Source organism: Pseudoduganella buxea, assembly GCF_009720835.1.
GTDB classification, from domain to species: Bacteria; Pseudomonadota; Gammaproteobacteria; order Burkholderiales; family Burkholderiaceae_D; genus Rugamonas; species Rugamonas buxea.
Window position 1 is genome coordinate 38,268 of sequence record NZ_WNKZ01000034.1, and the last position, 18,183, is coordinate 56,450.

17 protein-coding genes and 1 pseudogene are annotated in these 18,183 nt (G+C 66.7%); 9 read left to right on the top strand and 9 right to left on the bottom strand.

Features of this window, described 5'->3' with window-relative positions; all coding sequences use genetic code 11:
* Genes GM672_RS13430 through GM672_RS13440 form a run of 3 tightly spaced genes read left to right on the top strand, consistent with a single transcriptional unit; the run spans position 1 to position 2,604 of the window.
* A complete protein-coding gene (locus GM672_RS13430; protein WP_229417718.1) occupies positions 1 to 1,131 on the top strand; it encodes a COX15/CtaA family protein in 1,131 nt (376 codons plus the stop codon).
* The gene (gene cyoE / locus GM672_RS13435; RefSeq protein ID WP_155471038.1) at positions 1,131 to 2,024 is read left to right on the top strand and encodes a heme o synthase; all 894 of its coding nucleotides are present in this window, start codon (positions 1,131 to 1,133) and stop codon (positions 2,022 to 2,024) included. Before GM672_RS13430 ends, cyoE begins: the two co-directional genes overlap by 1 nt.
* Positions 2,025 to 2,028: 4 nt before the next feature.
* Positions 2,029 to 2,604 carry an SCO family protein gene (locus GM672_RS13440; protein WP_155471039.1) on the top strand — a complete coding sequence of 192 codons (576 nt, stop codon included), beginning with the start codon at positions 2,029 to 2,031 and terminating at the stop codon, positions 2,602 to 2,604.
* Between the two features lie 10 nt (positions 2,605 to 2,614).
* Here GM672_RS13440 and GM672_RS13445 read toward each other — a convergent pair whose 3' ends face one another.
* Entirely contained in the window at positions 2,615 to 3,589 is a 975-nt protein-coding gene (locus GM672_RS13445; protein WP_155471040.1) for an alpha/beta hydrolase, read from the bottom strand.
* 144 nt (positions 3,590 to 3,733) lie between these two features.
* Here GM672_RS13445 and GM672_RS13450 point away from each other — a divergent pair, with 144 nt between their 5' ends.
* Positions 3,734 to 4,810: an AI-2E family transporter gene (locus tag GM672_RS13450; RefSeq protein ID WP_155471041.1), complete on the top strand. Its 1,077-nt coding sequence runs from the start codon at positions 3,734 to 3,736 to the stop codon at positions 4,808 to 4,810.
* 12 nt (positions 4,811 to 4,822) lie between these two features.
* Here the strand turns inward: GM672_RS13450 and GM672_RS13455 are convergent, their stop codons facing one another.
* The 3 genes from GM672_RS13455 to GM672_RS13465 all read right to left on the bottom strand — a co-directional run bounded on the left by GM672_RS13455 (position 4,823) and on the right by GM672_RS13465 (position 7,960).
* Entirely contained in the window at positions 4,823 to 5,572 is a 750-nt protein-coding gene (locus GM672_RS13455; protein ID WP_155471042.1) for a DUF3108 domain-containing protein, read from the bottom strand.
* Between the two features lie 50 nt (positions 5,573 to 5,622).
* Positions 5,623 to 6,960, bottom strand: coding sequence for a hemolysin family protein (locus tag GM672_RS13460; protein WP_155471043.1), 1,338 nt, complete (start codon positions 6,958 to 6,960; stop codon positions 5,623 to 5,625).
* A 97-nt stretch (positions 6,961 to 7,057) separates the two neighbouring features.
* Positions 7,058 to 7,960, bottom strand: coding sequence for a LysR family transcriptional regulator (locus GM672_RS13465; RefSeq protein WP_155471044.1), 903 nt, complete (start codon positions 7,958 to 7,960; stop codon positions 7,058 to 7,060).
* A gap of 112 nt (positions 7,961 to 8,072) precedes the next feature.
* On the opposite strand from GM672_RS13465, the gene GM672_RS13470 reads away from it, so the two are divergent.
* The 5 genes from GM672_RS13470 to GM672_RS13490 all read left to right on the top strand — a co-directional run bounded on the left by GM672_RS13470 (position 8,073) and on the right by GM672_RS13490 (position 11,749).
* Entirely contained in the window at positions 8,073 to 9,122 is a 1,050-nt protein-coding gene (locus GM672_RS13470; protein ID WP_155471045.1) for a DUF475 domain-containing protein, read from the top strand.
* Between the two features lie 181 nt (positions 9,123 to 9,303).
* Positions 9,304 to 9,879, top strand: coding sequence for a TerD family protein (locus tag GM672_RS13475; protein ID WP_155471046.1), 576 nt, complete (start codon positions 9,304 to 9,306; stop codon positions 9,877 to 9,879).
* A 3-nt stretch (positions 9,880 to 9,882) separates the two neighbouring features.
* Positions 9,883 to 10,581 carry a TIGR00266 family protein gene (locus GM672_RS13480; RefSeq protein WP_155471047.1) on the top strand — a complete coding sequence of 233 codons (699 nt, stop codon included), beginning with the start codon at positions 9,883 to 9,885 and terminating at the stop codon, positions 10,579 to 10,581.
* A gap of 47 nt (positions 10,582 to 10,628) precedes the next feature.
* Complete coding sequence (locus GM672_RS13485) at positions 10,629 to 11,210, top strand: TerD family protein (protein ID WP_155471048.1); 582 nt, start codon at positions 10,629 to 10,631, stop codon at positions 11,208 to 11,210.
* A gap of 242 nt (positions 11,211 to 11,452) precedes the next feature.
* A complete protein-coding gene (locus tag GM672_RS13490) occupies positions 11,453 to 11,749 on the top strand; it encodes a hypothetical protein (protein ID WP_155471049.1) in 297 nt (98 codons plus the stop codon).
* Positions 11,750 to 11,797: 48 nt separating this feature from the next.
* Here GM672_RS13490 and GM672_RS13495 read toward each other — a convergent pair whose 3' ends face one another.
* From GM672_RS13495 to GM672_RS28350, 5 genes and pseudogenes are all read right to left on the bottom strand, one after another.
* Complete coding sequence (locus GM672_RS13495) at positions 11,798 to 14,056, bottom strand: PhoX family protein (RefSeq protein WP_155471050.1); 2,259 nt, start codon at positions 14,054 to 14,056, stop codon at positions 11,798 to 11,800.
* A 130-nt stretch (positions 14,057 to 14,186) separates the two neighbouring features.
* On the bottom strand, positions 14,187 to 16,499 hold the full coding sequence (locus GM672_RS13500; RefSeq protein ID WP_155471051.1) for a CPBP family intramembrane glutamic endopeptidase: 2,313 nt from the start codon (positions 16,497 to 16,499) through the stop codon (positions 14,187 to 14,189).
* Positions 16,496 to 17,221 (bottom strand): ABC transporter ATP-binding protein, encoded by a 726-nt coding sequence (locus tag GM672_RS13505; RefSeq protein WP_155471052.1) that lies wholly within the window; start codon positions 17,219 to 17,221, stop codon positions 16,496 to 16,498. The genes GM672_RS13500 and GM672_RS13505 overlap by 4 nt, the downstream gene beginning before the upstream one ends.
* 47 nt (positions 17,222 to 17,268) lie before the next feature.
* Positions 17,269 to 17,943 carry a signal peptidase I gene (gene lepB / locus GM672_RS13510; RefSeq protein ID WP_155471053.1) on the bottom strand — a complete coding sequence of 225 codons (675 nt, stop codon included), beginning with the start codon at positions 17,941 to 17,943 and terminating at the stop codon, positions 17,269 to 17,271.
* A gap of 57 nt (positions 17,944 to 18,000) precedes the next feature.
* Positions 18,001 to 18,183: pseudogene (locus GM672_RS28350) on the bottom strand (hypothetical protein); the annotation flags it as partial.

Sequence of the window (18,183 nt, forward strand, 5' to 3'; positions counted from 1 at the left end):
ATGCTGCATACCACCCTGGCCCAGATGGCCATCACGGCCCTGATCGTCGCGCTGCTGCCCCTGTCGATGGTCTGGATCTCGAAGGATGTCGACAAGTACCGCAAGCTGGTCTGGATCAGCGTCTTCCTGACCTTCGACCTGATCGTCTTCGGCGCGTTTACCCGGCTGACCGATTCGGGCCTCGGTTGCCCCGACTGGCCCGGCTGCTACGGCCTGGCCAATCCCTTCCTGGCGCACGAGGAGATCCGGGCCGCCGAGGCGCTGATGCCAACCGGGCCCGTGACAATGGTCAAGGCGTGGATCGAAATGATCCACCGCTACCTGGCCATGGGTATCGGCATCCTGATCATGGCGATGATGGCCGTGTCGTGGTACCGCTGGAAGAAGGGGCGCGACAGTGGTGCCGGGCGTGCCGGCTACGAGCCGGGCTATCCGACGGCGCTGTTCCTGTTCGTCTGCCTGCAAGGCGCGTTCGGCGCCTGGACCGTCACCTTGAAGCTGCAGCCCGTGATCGTCACGATGCACCTGCTGCTGGGCATGGGCCTGCTGGCCATGCTGGCCTGGCTCGGCGGCCGGCAGGATCAGGCACTGCGGCCGATGGCGGCAGTGGGCACGCCACGTACCGGACTGCCCGGCCTGCGCCGGCTGGCCGTGGCGTCCGGCCTGGTGCTGCTGGTGCAGCTGTTCCTGGGCGGCTGGGTCAGCACCAACTACGCTACCCTGGCCTGCACCGAGTTCCCCCTGTGCGGCGGCAAGCTGGTGCCGGAGATGGACTTCGAGCATGGGTTCCACCTGTGGCGCGAGCTGGGCAAGACGGCGGCCGGCCACTACTTGCCGTTTTCCGCGCTGACGGCCGTGCACTGGGTGCACCGCAATTTCGCGCTGGTGGTCGTGCTGGTGCTGGGCTGGACGGTGGCACGGGCCTGGCGCTTCGCGCCGCTGCGGCGAATCGCCCGCGGCATCGCCATCGTGCTGGTGCTGCAGGCGCTGACGGGCGTGGCGACGATCTACCTCAATTTCCCGCTGACCATCGCCGTGCTGCATAACGCGGGTGCGGCCGCCCTGGTGCTGCTGCTGACCATGTTAAACTACCGGGCTAAGTTTCTAGCCGATGCCCCCGCCCCCCACTGATGACCACCCGCGCCGCCACCCATAAACAGAGCCACCGCATCGCCCAATACTGGGCGCTGACGAAACCGCGCGTGACGCAGCTGGCGGTGTTCTGTGCCGTGATCGGCATGTTCCTGGCCACCGACGGCCTGCCGGACTGGCGCGTCGTCATTGCCGCCACCGCCGGCATCTGGCTGCTGGCCGGCGCGGCCTTCGCCGTCAACTGCCTGGCCGAGCGGGAGATCGACGCGCGCATGGCCCGCACGGCGCGCCGCCCGATGGCGCTGGGCGACATCAGCGTCACGCAGACCGTCGTTTTCTCGGCCGTCATCGGCGGCGCCGGCATGTGGATCCTGTACACGCTGGTCAACCCGCTGACGATGTGGCTGACCTTCGTCACCTTCGTCGGCTACGCCGTCATCTACACGATGATCCTGAAGCCCGCTACGCCGCAGAACATCGTCATCGGCGGGCTGTCCGGCGCCATGCCGCCCGCGCTGGGCTGGGCCGCCGTCGCCAACGACGTGCCGATGCAGGCCTGGCTGCTGGTGCTGATCATCTTCCTGTGGACGCCGCCGCACTTCTGGGCGCTGGCCATGTACCGCCGCGACGACTACGCCAAGTCCGGCCTGCCGATGCTGCCCGTCACGCACGGCATGTCGTTCACCCAGTTCCACGTGTTCCTGTATTCGATCGCGCTGGCCGCCACCACCCTGCTGCCGTTCGCCGTGCGCATGAGCGGCCTCATTTACCTCGTCAGCGCCATCGTGCTCGATGCGATATTCCTGTGGTACGGCTGGCGCATCTACAAGCACTACACCGACATGGTGGCCCGCAAGGCCTTCACCTTCTCCATCGTCTACCTGTCGCTGCTGTTCATCGCGCTGCTGGTGGACCATTACATTCCTCTGTGATCCCATGAAAAAACTGCTCGCCGTGCTGTGCATGCTGATGATCCTCGTGGGCTGCGCCGAAAAGCGCGCGGCGTTCACCAATACCGATATCACGGGCCTGGATTACGCCAAGGGCTTCTCGCTGAAGGACCATACGGGCAAGCCCGTCACGCTGGAGAGTTACAAGGGCAAGGTGGTGGTGGTGTTCTTCGGCTTCACGCAGTGCCCGGACGTGTGCCCGACGACGATGTCGGAAATGGCAGCCGTGATGAAGGAGCTGGGCCCGCAGGCGGACCAGGTGCAGGTGCTGTTCGTGACGCTCGATCCGGAACGCGACACGCAGGAGCTGCTGGCCCAATATGCCCCTGCCTTCGACAAGCGCTTCGCCGGACTTTACGGCACGCCGGCGGAAATCGCCACGACGGCCAAGGAATTCAAGGTGTTCTACCAGAAGGTGCCGGGCAAGACGCCGGACACCTACACGATCGACCACACGGCCGGCAGCTATGTGTTCGACAAGCAGGGCAAGGTACGCCTGTTCCTGCGGCATAACCAGGGTCCTGCGCCCATCGTGCACGACCTGAAGCTGCTGTTGTCGTAACGGGCCGGCCTCAGGCGGCATCCTTGCGCGACTGATCCAGCCTTGCGCCGACCCAGGCCTGGGCGTGCGCCAGCACCGCCCTGGCCATCGCCGTCGGGAAGTGAATGAACCCGTGCGGCGCCTCCGGCACCCGCCACGCCTCGGCCTCGCCGGCCGCGCTCCAGCGCCGCGCCATCTCGACCGTGTCGTCCCGCAGCGGGTCCTTCTCCCCCACGAACAGCAAGGCCGGCGGCAGGCCGGCCAGGTCGCCGTACAGCGGTGACAGGGGCGCCGCGCGCCGCTGCGCCTCGTCCAGCCCGGGTGTCAGCATCGCCAAGCCTTGCAGCATGCCTGGCCCGTCCAGCACCAGCGTATCGGCGCCGGCCTGGCGCACGCTGGCCGTGCCGGTCAGGTCGTACACGCCGTAGTACAGCAGGGCGCCCTGCACGCGGCGCAGCAGCGCCGGCCAGGCCTTCAGCCGCAGCAAGGTGGCGGCGGCCAGGTGGGCGCCGGCCGACTCGCCGACGACGATCACGGGCAGGCCGGCATACTCGGGCAGGCCGTCGCCCAGCAGCCAGCGGGCCGCCGCCAGGCAGTCGTCCATGACGTCGGCCAGCGGCGTGCCCGGCACCAGCCGGTAGTCGACCGACACCACCGCCACGCCGCAGGCATTCATCAAGCCGGTATTCAAGTCGTCGTCCATCTGCGCATTGCCGATCACCCAGCCGCCGCCATGGATATCGAGCACCACGCCCCGCACCGGGCCGTCAGGCCGCAGTATCCGCACCGGCACCCGCAGGCCTTCCGTGACGGCCATGCGCTGTTCCAGCGCGATGCCGGCGCGCGCCAGCTTGCGATCGCCGCCCACCTGCGCCAGGTGCAGCAGCGACTGGATCAGCACGGGCGCCAGCCGGTTACGGATGCGGAAGCGCGGTGCCCACGCCAGCTTGCGATTGAGGCGGCGCGCTTCGTCCAGCGCCGGTTCGTCGAGGGGGAAGGGTTGCATGCGTGCTTTCAAGTCAGACCAGGCCCTATCGTAAAGGGTGTTCAGGCGGCCAGTGCGCACGACTGGAACCAAAATACATTCGTGCGATGGGCCTTGGTTTCCTGCTAAGCTTGAACGCCTGCAAACCGCCGCCACATCCCCCGCATGGAAAAACGCTTTCAACCGTATAGCCGCCTGGCGGCCATCGTCTTCCTCGTGGTGGGCTGCCTGTGGGTGCTGCGCCCCTTCCTGCCGGCCATCCTGTTCGCCTGCGCCATCACCATCTCCAGCTGGCCCCTGTTCCTGCGTCTGCAGGCGCGCCTGCGCGGCCGGCGCACGGCGGCCGCCACCGTCATGACGATTTCGCTGATCCTCGTGATCATCCTGCCGCTGGCACTGGTGACGTGGAACGTGGCGGACAACGCGGGCCAGTTCTACCGGGGCCTGCGCGACGCGCTGCAGGCCGGCCACCTGGCGCCGCCCGACTGGCTGCGCCAGGTGCCGGTGATCGGCGAGATGATGGACAACTACCTGCGTGGGCTGATCAGCAGCCGCGAGCAGCTGATCGACTTGGCCAAGCGCTATATGGAGCCGGCCCGGCACTTCCTGCTGGGCGGCGGCATCGTGCTGGGGAGCGGCGTGGCCCAGGTCAGCCTGGCCGCCTTCGTCAGCTTCTTCCTTTACCGTGACGGCGCCACGTTGCTGCAGGCGCTGTCGGTCGGCATGGACAAGATCATGGGCGAACACGCCATCGCCGTGGCCGAAACGGTCAGCCGCACGGTGCGCGGCGTGATGTACGGCTTGCTGGGCACGGCGCTGGCGCAGGCCGCCGTGGCGGCGGTCGGCTTCCTGATCGCCGGCGTGCCGGCCGTGGCCTTGCTGGCGGTGGGTACCTTCCTGTTTTCCCTGGTGCCGGTGGGGCCGCCCCTGATCTGGGGCGGCGCGGCCATCTGGCTGTTCAACCAGGGCAGCACGGGCTGGGGCATCTTCATGATCGTCTGGGGCGTGTTCCTGATCAGCGGTGTCGACAACGTGGTCAAGCCGATGCTGATCAGCCGGGGCTCCAGCCTGCCGTTCCTGCTCGTGCTGCTGGGCGTGATGGGGGGCGTGCTGGCCTTCGGCTTCGTGGGCCTGTTCATCGGCCCGACCCTGCTGGCCGTGGCCCTGGGCCTGCTGCGCAACTGGACCGACGTGCACCCGGTGGTGGCGCCGGGCCGGCGGCGCGACGACCACGCCGCCTGAAGCGCCGGCGCGCTAGTCGATCAGCGCCTTGATCAGCAGGCGCCCGTCCGGCATGCGGCTTTCCTGGCGCACCATCAGCTGGGTGCTGCGGGCGAACCAGAATTTCGACACGGTGCCGGGCTGGTTGTAGTCCGTCGTGACGACCCAGCAGTCGACCGGGCCGGCCGGGCCCGCGATCAGCTCGCTGCCGGCCACGCGGAAGGTGTAGCGCGCCGGAGCGGCCGCGCCGCCCGGGTGGTACAGGGCCAGCTGCACTTCATAACCCTGGCCCAGCGGCAGCGCCTGCAGCAGCTCGATATCGGCCTCGAAATTGAAGACCGGTTCGGCCAGGGTGACGGCCAGCGCCTTCTGCGTATTGGCCGGCAGGTCCGGCAGGCCCGTGACCTTGTCCGGCGCGAAGGCGAAGCCCTCCACGGTCTTCTTGCCGTCCTTCTGCGTGATGCGGGTGTGCGCCAGCGGACGCAAGGTGCCCATTTCGAACGAGGAATCGAGCCACTTCACGGAAGGCGCCTTGCCCGCCGCATCCCAGCGCTGGCGCAGCTGCACGGTCTTGCCGTCGATGCGCAGGTCGCGCTGCCAGATGTCGATCGGCGTGTTGCTGTCGGCCGCCTGCAGATAGCGCAGGTAGCGGTGGCTGCCTTCCTTGAGCATGTGGAAGCGGGGCAGCGGAGAGCCTGCCGCCACGTACTGGGGCGCGGCATGGGCGGCGGCGGCGGCCAGCAGCAGGGCGGTGGGGAACAGGTGGCGGCAGGTGCGCATCATTTACCTTATTGAAAAAGCATCAGCGCACATTAAAGCACAGTCAAGCCCAGTCAGTCGTGATCGTCGCTGTCTTCCGCCGCCAGGCGCGGGATCACTTTCACCAGCAGGATGCGGGGGCCGTTCATCTTCTTCACCACCAGGTCGAAGCGATTGAAGCTTACGCGCTGGCCCTGTTTCGGGATATCGCCCAGCTTGAGCATGATCAGGCCACCGACGGATTCGACTTCGTCCAGGCCCAGTTCCTCGTTCTCGATATCGATGCCCAGCATGCGTTCGAGCGAGAAGATGGGCAGGCTGGCCTTGCCGATCAGGGCGCCGTCCGGCTGCTTGAGCCAGTCGTTTTCGTTCAGGCGGAATTCGTCGTGGATCTCGCCCACCATTGCCCCCAGCAGGTTGTCCAGGGTCAAAAAGCCGATCGGGCGCTTGCCCTTCTCGCCGATCAGGGCGAAGTGGGGCGCGCCTTCGCGGAAACGCCGAAACAGGTCGATGGCCGGCGTGCGCGCCGAGAAGGTCTCCACCGGGCGCAGGAAGGACGTGAACGACGTGATGGGTTTTCCCGACTGCTGGGCGAAGAACAGGTCCTTCAGGTGCACCATGCCGGGCACGGTGATGCCGTCCGCGTCGAAGTAGGGGTAGCGCGAGAAGCGGTTGCGCACTACCGTCTGCAGGTTCTCCTCGAGCGACTTGGTGGCGTACAGGGCGATCACCTCGTTAATCGGGCGCATCAGGTCCGACACGCGCAGCTGCGAAAAGTCCAGCGAATGGGCCAGGATATTGCGTTCGTCCTTGTTGAAATGCTCGCCCGGCTGGCTGGTGCGCAGGATCAGTTTCAATTCGTCCGTCGAATAGTGGGCATCGTGGCCGCCCGCGCCGTGCAGGCCGGCCAGCTTGAGCACCATGTTGGCGCTCTGGTTGAGCAGCCAGATGGCCGGGTACATCATCCAGTAGAAGGCGTACAGCGGCAGCGCGCTCCACACGCCCACCACTTCGGGCAGGCGGATCGCCAGCGACTTCGGGGCCAGTTCGCCCACGACGATGTGCAGGAAGGAGATGGTGACGAAGGCGAAGATGAAGGAAATCGTGTGGATCACTTCCGGCGACGTGATGCCGATGGCGGCCAGCAGCGGCTCGAGCAGGCTCGCGAAGGCCGGCTCGCCGATCCAGCCCAGGCCCAGCGACGCGAGCGTGATGCCCAGCTGGCAGGCCGACAGGTAGGCGTCGAGCTCACCGTGCACTTTTTCGAGGATGCGCCCTTTCAGCCCCTGCGTCTTGGCGATGGCGCGCACGCGGGTGCGGCGCAAGGTGACAATGCCGAATTCGGCGGCGACGAAGAAACCGTTGAGGGCGACAAGCAGGAAGGCAAGCAGGACAAGCAGGAGGTTGTGCATAGAACGCACTGGAAGCGGGTAGTTGAAAGCATCATCTTATCCGACCTGGGCCGCTGCCAGCGCGAATTAGGCCTTTTGGCCGGCCCTGGCAGCCGATTCAGGCAGCGAACAGGCCGCTGTTGGCTGTCAGGATGGCTTCCACGGCCGGGTGGCGGATGCGCCGTTCGCTTGACAGCGCGTAGAACTGTTCGCGCAGTTCCGGCGCGCCGCCCACGGGCACGGCATTGAACTGGCCGCGCAGATCCTGTTCCAGGCCGGCCGGCGCGAAGAACAGGCCGCGCCCGTCCCGCCCGAAGGTGTTGAGCATGGCGTTGTCCTCGAATTCGCCGACGATGTCGGGCCGCACCTCGTGCTTGAGCAGCCACTCGTCGATACGGCCGCGCAGCGCGTTGTTCCGCGTCGGCAGCAGCATCGGCGCGCCCGTCAGGCTGCGCGGGAAGTTGCGCCCGTACTTGCGCGCCAGCGGGGCGGTACCGAACAGCATCATCTCGCTTTCCCCCAGCAAGTGGCTGAACACGCGCAGGCTGGCCGTGGCGCGCACGGTGCGGTCCGTCAGCACCACATCGAGCTTGTGCAGCGCCAGGTCGGCCAGCAGCGTTTCGAATTCGCGCTCCACGCAGATGAGCTTTACGGGAGCGTCGATGCCGAAGGCCGCCTGCAGCAGGCGGTTGGCGATCAGCTTGGGCAGCGAGTCGGAAATGCCCACCGTCAGGCGCGTGCGGCCCACGTCGGCCTCGTTCAGCGCTTCCTGCATGCGGTCGCCCAGCTCGAAGATCTGCTCGGCATAGGTCAGGGCCACGCGGCCCGCGTCGGTGGGCACGAGGCGCCGGCCCTGCTGGGTCAACAGCGACTTGCCGAGCGATTGCTCCAGCGCGGCCAGCTGCGTGCTGACAGTCTGGATGGCCAGGCCGAGGCGCTCGGCGGCCCGGGTAACGCTGCCTTCGGCGGCCACGACGCGAAAGAAATACAGGTGGCGAAAATTGATTCCGGTGGCTTTCATCAGAGTGTGACGTTCCTGTTTTTACGAAGTTAAGTTCCGATTATCTTCTATTTTTCAAAACCCGCAAGTTGATTACACTGCTGGTCATTGATTAATAACAAAGGAATTCGGGATGAAGCACTTCAGGATGTCGTTCCTGGTCTCCTTCGTCTGCCTGGCAGTGGCAGCGTGGTGGGGTTGGGAAAAGGGTGGTTTGACGGGGGCATTGTCCGCATTGGGCATCGCGGTGATCTTGAGCGTCATGGAAGTGTCGCTGTCGTTCGATAACGCGGTGGTCAACGCGTCCGTACTGAAGACATGGGATGAGTTCTGGCAGAAGCTGTTCCTGGGTATCGGCATCATCATCGCCGTCTTCGGCATGCGCCTGCTGTTCCCGCTGGTGATCGTGGCCGTCGCGGCCGACATCGGCCTGACGGAAGTGTGGACGCTGGCACTGAACAACCCTGACGAGTATTCGCGTCACCTGACCAACCACCACGCGGAAGTGGCGGCCTTCGGCGGCATGTTCCTGCTGCTGGTCTTCCTGAACTTCCTGCTCGACCATGAGAAGGAAATGCACTGGCTGGGCAACGTCGAGAAGAAACTGGGTTCGCTGGGCAAGGTCTCGTCGATCTCCGTGATGGTGGCCCTGGGCGTGCTGCTGGGTAGCCTGAGCCTTGTCGAGGAAGCGCAGAAGTTCGTCGTGCTGATCTCCGGCCTGTGGGGTGTGCTGATCTACGTCGGCGTCGATGCGATCTCGAACTTCCTGGAAAAAGAGGAAGAGGGCGGCTCGAACGTGGGCGATATGGTCAAGAAGGGCGGTATCGGCGGCTTCCTGTACCTGGAAGTGCTGGATGCTTCGTTCAGCTTCGACGGCGTGATCGGCGCGTTCGCCATCACCAAGGACGTCGTGATCATCATGCTGGGCCTGGCGATCGGTGCGATGTTCGTGCGTTCGATGACGGTCTACCTGGTCCACAAGGGCACGCTCGACCAGTACGTCTACCTGGAGCACGGCGCGCACTATGCGATCGGTATCCTGGCAGTGATCATGTTGGCGAGTATGAAGTTCCATATTCCCGAGATCTTCACCGGCCTGATTGGCGTGGCCTTCATCGTCGCCTCGCTGTGGTCCTCGGTAAGGTACCGCAAGCAGCAGGCCGCGATGGCGGTGCCGGCGTAAGGACGTGGTAACGGGGCGGCGTGAATGCCGGCCCCAAGGTAGGAAACGGGCGGCACCGCCGCCCCAACGTAAGAAAGGGGCGACAACGCTCCGTAACGAATCACGGCGCGCTCAAGACACCAGCCCGTCGTGTGTGCAAGTGGGTGTCTCTTTTAACGATAAAACCGAAGGAGTATCAATCATGGCAATCAGTCTGCAAAAAGGCGGCAACGTCAACCTGAGCAAGGAAGCTCCCGGCCTGACCCAACTGACGGTCGGCCTGGGCTGGGATGCACGCAGCAGCGACGGCGCCGCGTTCGATATCGACAGCTCGGCATTCCTGCTCAAGACGGACGGCAAGGTTCGCGCCGACCAGGACTTCATCTTCTACAACAACCTGAAATCGACCGACGGCTCCGTGGAGCACTCGGGCGACAATCGCACCGGCGTGGGCGAGGGCGACGACGAAACCGTGCGTATCGACCTGTCCCGTGTGCCGCCTGAAGTCGAGCGCATCGCCGTCTGCGTGACGATCCACGATGCCGATTCGCGCCGCCAGAACTTCGGCCAGGTGCAGAAGGCCTTCATCCGCTGCGTCAACAGCGCCACCAACCAGGAAGTGGCCCGCTACGACCTGTCCGAAGACGGCTCGGCCGAAACGGCGATGGTGTTCGGCGAAGTCTATCGCAACGGCGCCGATTGGAAGTTCAAGGCCGTCGGCCAGGGCTACAAGGGCGGCCTGGGCGCGCTGGCTTCGTCGTTCGGCGTTTCGGTATAAGCCATGCCGACCTTTACCGTGACGGGGGACGTCGATCCCTTCCTGCACGTGTCGATGCGGCAGGGCGAGAAGATCTACTGCGAATCGAACGCGATGGTGATGATGGAATCGGCGCTCGAGCTGAAGGGACGCATGAGCGGCGGCATCGGTGCCGCCCTGATGCGCACCTTCGCCAACGGCGAATCGTTCTTCCAGCAGCATATCGAAGCGGTAAAGGGCGACGGCGACTGCCTGTTGTCGCCGACCTTGCCCGGCGCGATGCAGGTGGTCGATGTCGGCCAGCGCCAGTACATGCTCAGTGACGGCGCCTTTGTCGCCGCCACGTCGGGCGTGGACCTGAAGGTGCGCACGCAGAACGTCGGCAACGCACTGTTCGGGCAGAGCGGTGGATTCTTCATCACCGAGACGACCGGCAGCGGCCAGCTGGTGGTGTCGGGCTTCGGTTCGATGTCGCAGCTGGAAGTGGAACCGGGCAAGGACATCGTCATCGACAACGCCCACGTGGTCTGCTGGGACAGCGCGCTGCGCTATGAAATCTCGGTGACGACGAACCAGAGCGGCGGCTTCCTGGGCAACCTGGTGAACAGTGTCACCAGCGGCGAAGGGATGGTGCTGCGCTTCTCGGGCGCCGGCAAGGTGCTGGTCTGCTCGCGCAACCGCGACACGTTCGTCGCATGGCTCAACAAGGGCCGCCAGGCATAAGCAGTACGGGAGGGGCACGTCCCCTTCCGCAATCGAGGAGGTATGAAATGTCAGTGAATTTGACGAAGGGCCAGAAGATTTCTCTGGACAAGGAAGCCGGCGCCACCCTGACCCGCGTGGTCATGGGCCTGGGCTGGGATGCCGTGAAGAGCAAGGGTTTCATGGGCTTCGGCGCCAAGAGCGCCGACGTCGACCTGGACGCCTCGTGCGTGCTGTTCGATGACACCAACAAGCCGCTCGACGTGGTCTGGTTCCGCCAGCTCAAGAGCCGCGACGGCAGCGTGTCGCACTCGGGCGACAACCGCACCGGCGCCGGCGACGGCGACGACGAACAGGTCACCGTCAACCTGCAGCAGGTGCCGCCGAACGTGAAGAGCATCGTCTTCACCGTGAACAGCTTCACGGGCCAGAGCTTCGCCCAGGTGGAGAACGCCTACTGCCGCCTGATCAACGCGGACAACAACAAGGAAGTGGCGCGCTTCAACCTGTCCGTGCAGGGCAACCACAATGCCCAGCTGATGGCCAAGCTGTACCGCCACAACGGCGAGTGGAAGATGCATGCGATCGGCGAGAACGGCGCCGGCCGCACCTTCGACGAACTGATGCCGCAGATCGCGCAGCACCTGTAATCGCACCGGGGCGCCGCGCGCGGCGCCCCGCTTTGCGCTATCGAACGGGCGTTATCGAAGCAGTTTTATCGAATCGGCTTTACCGAACCGGCTTTACCGAATTTGCAGCATGTACCGGGTTTCACCCGCGCCTGCCCCATGGCGCGCTTCCCTTTGCGGTGGTCCAGGCAACTGGCCCACCGCTTTTTTTTGCGCTTTTGCGGTATGCTGCGCCACTTCGCCACCACCTCGCCACAGCCCGCATGAAACTCCTGCAAGCCCTGTTCCTGCTGGCCGCCTTTCTCTGCATTCTGTGGGGCCCCGCCGTCGTGATCGCGCGCCGCCAGATGCGGCGCGGCCAATACGGCGGCGCGCGCCACCTGCGCTTCGTCCTGCCGGCCCAGGTATTGCTGGTGCTGGGCCTGGCGGCCACGGGCGAATGGATCGACGCGGGCAACCCGGCCGCGATGCTGGTGGGCGTGATCGCGGCTACCAGCGCGCTGGGCGCGCTGGCCATGCAGGGGCTCAATGCGCTGGGGCGCTGGCGCCGGCGACCATGAAAAAAAGCCCGCTTCGCAGCGGGCTTCGTGTCTTACGCGAAGGCGTCGTCAGGTGCCGATGCGGCCGCCGTCGTTCTTCGTGATGACGATGGTTGCCGAGCGGGGACGCTTGCCGGCGCCGTAGCCGGCGTTGCTTGGCCACTGGCTGGTGTACTTGCTTGGATCGGCGATATTGGCCAGCGACGTGTTTTCACCCGGGTGCTGGATGTTGACGAACAGCGCCTTGCCATCCGGCGTTTCCGTGATGCCGGTGATTTCCGAACCCACCGGGCCGACCAGGAAGCGCTTGAGCGTGTCGGCGCTGGCCTTCTTGCCCACGAAGGTATCGACGGCCAGCTTGCTGCCGTCGGCCTTGTCGTAGGTCAGCGTGGTCTTGGCGCCGTCGCCCACCTGGCCCGGCAGGGCGGCCAGCATCATGCAGTTGGTGACGTCCGTGTAGGCGCCGTCATCGGTCTGGATCCAGCAGATGCCGGTGCTCTTCAGGAATGCCAGGCCGTCCGGGCTGGAGAAGTCCTGGTCCGCCGTCAGCGAGGACAGGTTGATCTTGGTCGCGTCGGCGCCGCTTTCCGCGCCGAACAGGTAGACGTCCCACGTGAAGCTGGTGGCGGCCGCGGCGCCCGTGCCTTCCTTGAAGCGGATGATATGGCCGTTCGGGTTGCCGTTCTGCGCGCTGCTGCCCTTCATGTCCGTGTAGGCACGCGGGTTGGCCGAATCCGGCGGCAGCTGCGACGAGCCCGTGGCGTTGACGTTGCGGTTCGAGTTGTTCGTCAGCGTGTAGTAGATCTCGCCGTTGGCCGGGTTCACCGAGCACCATTCCGGACGGTCCATCTTCGTCGCGCCCACCGCGTCGGCGGCCAGGCGGGCATTGACCATCACGTCGGCCAGGTCGGCGAACTTGTAGGCGGCGTAGGCCTGGATCTGCGGGTGGCTCGGCGACAGCTCGATCCACTGGCCGGTGCCGTCAGAGTTCAGCTTGGCCACGTACAGCTTGCCCGAGTCCAGATACTTGTCGCCGGTGGCGATGCGGTCCGCCGGCGTGGCATCCGCGGCCGACCACGCGGTGGCCGAGACGAACTTGTAGATGTATTCGTTGCGCGAGTCGTCGCCCATGTACACGGCCAGCGGCTGGCCGGCGGTGACGACGCCGAAGGCGGCGCTTTCATGGGCGAAGCGGCCCAGGGCGCTGCGCTTCTTGGCCGGCTTGGTCTTGTCGTACGGGTCGACTTCGATGATGTAGCCCTGGCCGTTCATCTCGTTGCGGTAGTCGTCGCTGCCGTTGGTCGAGGTGCCCTTCTTGCTGATGTCCCAGCGCTGGTACTTGTCGTCCGTGCCGCCCGTTTCCCAGCCGTGGCGCGACGTGGCGCCCTGGTTGCGGCCGTAGCGGCGCAGCGAAGCGACGCTCTTGTCGTTGCCGCGCGCGGCATCGTCGGTTGCCGAGCGGACGAAGTAGCCGGACCAGTTTTCCTCGCCCGACAGGTAGGTGCCCCATGGCGTACGGCCATTGCCGCAGTTGTTCAGGGTGCCGCGGGTGCGCGTGCCGTCCGGCGAGAACTTCGTGACCAGGAGCGGATTGCCGCGTGCCGGCCCGCCGATTTCCACTGCCGTCAGCGGCGTGATGCGGCGGTTGAACGTGGAATCGATGACGGTGGCCCAGCTGGTGCCCGTCTTTTTCACTTCGACGACGCTGATGCCGTGCAGCGCCATTTCCTTGTCCACTTCCGTGCCCGGGCGCGGCAGGCTCGTGGTGCCGCCGTTGACGTGGATGAAGTGGGACGACAGCTTCTCGTCCGTGGTCGCTTCGTGGTTCACGGCCAGCACGCCGCGGTCGGACGCCGTCGTCGAAGGCGTGCCGGTGCCGGACAGGGCGAAGAATTCCATGCCGTCGTGGTGGTCGCCCGCGCGGTTGTCGAAATCGGTGTCGGTGCCGTCGTTCTTGTAGGCCGGCGTTGCCGCGCGCAGCGGATCGCCCAGGCCGTAGATGACGGTGGCGGTGTAACCGGCCGGCACGCTGACGGCGTCGGCCAGGCTTTTCGGCACGGCGGCAAAGGCCAGCAGTTTTTCAGCCGACACCGGCGGGGTCGGGGTCGTCACCGGTGGCACGACGGCCACCGGGTCGTCGTCGGAACCGCCGCAGCCGGCCAGGCCCATGCCGCCCAGTACCGCGCTCGCCGCCGTGGCGAAGCCGCCGCGCAGCATATTGCGGCGGCTCAGGCGGGCGCCGAGTACGGTGTTGAAGTGGTTCGCATCCTTGCTGTCGGTGTCGTCCGCCATGGTGGGCGTGAGCGTCAAGTCGTTCGGCTTGTTCATTGCTGGGTCCTATGCCTGGTGGGTTACAAAACGACCGGATTGTAGTGGTGGAAAATGACCGGTTGATGACCAAACGATATCTTGGTGAATCGTTTGTTATCGTGTTGTAAGCCATTGGCACGGCCGGGAACTACCCCGCCTGCACCGCCATCATCGCGATGTTGTACAGCGCATGCGTCAGCATGGCGGCCAGCAGGCCGCCGCCGCGCACGAAGGCCCAGGCGGCGGCACAGCCCAGCGCGAACACGGGCAGCATCGCCAGCGGCGGGTGGATCACGGCGAAGACGGCGGCGCTGGCCAGCACGGCGGGCAGCAGTGCCATCGAGCGCCGCAGGCCGTTGAAGATCAGGCCCCGGAAGATGAATTCCTCGAACACGGGGGCGGCCACGCTGGCCAGCGCGACCAGCCAGGCGATGCGCCCGTCGACGTCGACGGCGGGGAGGGCGACGCCGAAGTGGCGCAGCGCCGTCATCCAGGCCAGGCCGATGGCAATGGCCGGCAGCGCGCAGCCCACACCCCAGGCGAGCGCTTGTTTCACGTCGGCGCCGCCTTGCAGCAGCGCAGGCACGCCGGTGGTGCCCGTGCGCCAGAACAGCAGGCGCGCCAGTCCGTAGACGACGGCCCCGGCGATGGTGAAGGCCAGCGCCATGTCGCGCAGGACGGGCGGGCCGTCGCCGTCGCGCAGCACGGCAAAGACGAGGGCCTGCACGGCGAAGAACATTACGGCCGCCGCCATGCCGTCGGCCGCTGAGACCCGCCGCGGTGGTGCGGCCGTGGGGTCGAGCAGGAAGGGCAGTTCGTCGCGTGCCTTCTGCCACAACGCCAGCGCCAGCATCGCCACCAGCACGACGACGGCCAGCCTGTGCGCCCAGGCCTGGGTGTACAAGCCATAGCCATACAGGCTGGCCAGTACCATGTAAAGGTAGACGTAGGTGGGGCGCAGGCGGGTTGCCGGCTCGGGCGCGAGCGGGTCGCTGGCCCACACGCCCAGCGCCACGGCGATCAGCGCGAAGATGGGCATGCCGGCCGCTACCTGGGCCACCAGCACCAGCAGTTGCGTGTCGATCCGGGTGCCGTACCACAGGCCGACGCCGAACACGGCGGCCGGGTAGAGCAAGGCCAGCGCGGCCCACAGCTGGGCCTTCTCCTTCAGCATGCGCGCCAGCGGGTGGGGGAAGGTGTACAGCAGCCACAAAGCCTGGCCTTCCGTATTGATGGTCTGGAAGGCCGACAGCACCAGCACGTAGCTGCCCAGGCCGAAGGCGATCGAGGCCAGCAGCCTGGGGTCGCTGCCCAGCTGCGTGGTGTCGCGCAGGGTGCCGGCAAAGAACAGCTGGCTGGCGACGATGATGATGGGGATCAGCAGGCTTTGTACGAGGAAGTTGCGGTCGCGTGCCAGCAAACGCAGTTCGCGCCGCTGCAGCGGCGTGCCGGGCAGGATGCAGAGTGGGGCCAAGGCGGGGGCCGAGGCGGTAGCCCTGGCCCGCCCCGATTCGCGCGAGCCGGCGGCCACCACGCCGTTGGCCAGCTGGCGGCGCAGCAGGGCGATGCCGCCCACCAGCAGCAGTGCCACCTCAAACGCCAGCAGGGCCGGCGCGAACGCTGAGGCGCCGTCCAGCCACTGCACCACGAGGCCGGGCGGGGTCCAGAGAGTCCAGGACGGGAAGGCGCGCGCCCAGCCGACGGCGATGCCATCGCCCGGCAGCGACAGCGAAATGGTGACGTACACCAGCGGCATCGCCGCGACCGACACGGCCGCTTGCAGGTTGCGCAGCTGCGATGGCGCCAGCGACAGGCGCAGGCCCGTGTCGGCGACGGTGCGGGCCAGGGCGGACGGCGCCAGCAGCGCGAAAGTGGCGGCGGTGGCCGCAGGCACGGCCCACCAGCGCAGGCCGCCGTACCAGGCCAGCACGAGGCAGGCGGGCCACAGCATCAGGATGCCCGTGGAATTGGTGACGGTGCGTTCCAGCACGCGCGCCCACAACAAGGTGGCGCGGGGCACGGGCAGTGTGACGAGCCATTCCAGGTCCCAGTCGGCGTGCCCCAGGTCGCGGCTGCCCAGCGGCACCAGCAGGCTGGCCAGCCACAGCAAGGCCACGTGCAGGGTCAGGCCCGTCATCAGGGCCGTGGTGAAAGGCGTCTTTGCCAGTTCGCCGGCCGCCACGCCCAGCGCATCGTAAGGCTGGGCCGCGCCGCCGCAGGCCGTCACGGGCGCCAGTTCGCAGTGCAGGTTCAGCACGATCTGGCGCGACATGTTGGTGAACGCCGCCGTCATCAACAGCGCCATCGTCACCGTCAGCACCCAGCGCCCGCGCCCTTTTCCGGCCGTGGCGCCGCGGCCCGGACCCTTCGGCTTGGACCGGCCCACGTTGCCGGCCACGTTCCACAGGCGCAGCAGGCGCAGGCGCACCAGCAGCCAGATCGCCCGCAGCGGCCCGATCATGGGGTGGCCGGCGTGTCGGTCGCCTTCAGGAAGACCTCCTCCAGCGTGGCGTCGGCACCGCCGCGCAGCTCGTCCACGGTGCCGGTGGCGGCCAGCCTGCCCCGGTGGATGATGCCGACCCGGTCGCACATGCGCTGTGCCATGTCGAGCAGGTGGGTGGAGACGAAGATGGTCTTGCCGGCGGCGGCCCGCTCGACCAGCAGGTCCTGCACGTCGCGGGCGGCGCGGGGATCGAGGCCGTTGATGGGTTCATCGAGGATCAGCACGGCCGGGTCGTGCGCCAGCGCGCAGGCCAGGCCCAGCTTCTTCTTCATGCCCATCGAATAGTTGACGGCGAATTCCTCGGCCACGTCGTCCAGGCCGAATTCGTCGAGCAGCTGGCGCGCCCGCGCCGCCGCGGCCGGCCGCGCCAGGCCGTGCATCTCCGCCACGAACTGCAGGATTTCGCGCCCGCGCAGGTAGTCGTAGAAGATCGGGTTGTCGGGCAGGTAGCCGACGTGGCGCTTGACGGCGGCGGCGTCGCGGTGGCAATCGAGGCCGTCGATGAGCACGCGGCCGCTGCTGGGCACGAGGATGCCCATCATCATGCGAATGGTGGTGGTCTTGCCGGCGCCGTTCGGCCCCAGGAAGCCGAACACTTCGCCCCGGCCCACGGCCAGGGTCAGCGGATGCACGGCCTGGTAGCTGCCGTAGCTGCGGGCCAGCGCGTCGAATTCGATCATGCCGCCTCCATGGTTGGACTGGCCGATTCTAACCCATCGACGGGGCGTTACCGGGGACGCAGGCTCATGCCGATGCGGTCAAGGCGGGGCAGCCAGTCGTCCTTGATGTCGGCCGAGACGAGGATGCGTTCGGCGCGGCCGATCAGCAGCTCGCGCGGCACGGTGCCGAACACGCGCGAGTCGCCGCTGTTGTCGCGGTTATCGCCCAGCATCAGGAAGCGGTCGGCCGGCACGGTGAGTGGGCCGAAGTCGCGCATGGCCCTCACCTGCGGCAGCACCTGGATGCGGTAGCTGGCGTCGCCGCTGTGCTCTTCCAGGTGCAGGGCGGCCAGCTGGCCCAGCGGCGCCACCGTTTCCATGCCCTGGCCCAGCATCGTGTAGCCGGCCGGCGTGCCGTTGATCAACAGCCGCTCGCCGCGCATCTCGATGGTGTCGCCGGGCAGGGCGGCAATGCGCTTGATCAGCCGGGTGCCGTCCTTCGGCGACGAGAACGTGACGACGTCGCCCCGTTGCGGTTCGCCCAGGCGGCCCAGCGAAATATCCGTCAGGGGAATCTTGACGTCGTAGGCCAGCCGGTTGACGAAGACGACATCGCCTTCGAGCAGGTTCGGGCGCATCGACGCGGACGGGATCGGATTCCAGTCCGCCACGGCGGTGCGGAAAATCCCGAACAGCATCAGGAAGGCAAGCAGTCCCTTGTTGGCGCGAATCCAGCGGCTCATGGCGGTCTCCAGTGTTTTGACTACGGATTGAGGAAACGCCAGTGTCGGGCCGCTTCCTTAAGCGGCCCTTATTCTTTCGTCAAGGCCGGGCACCATGTCCAGCGCCGCCAGCATGCGGCGCCGGCCCCGTTCCGGCACGGCCAGCGCGCGGCCGTCCAGCTCCCGTTCGACCCAGCCGTGGCGCAGCGCCAGGTGCAGCAGTGCCGCACCGAGCGCACCGCCCAGGTGCGGCCGGCGCTC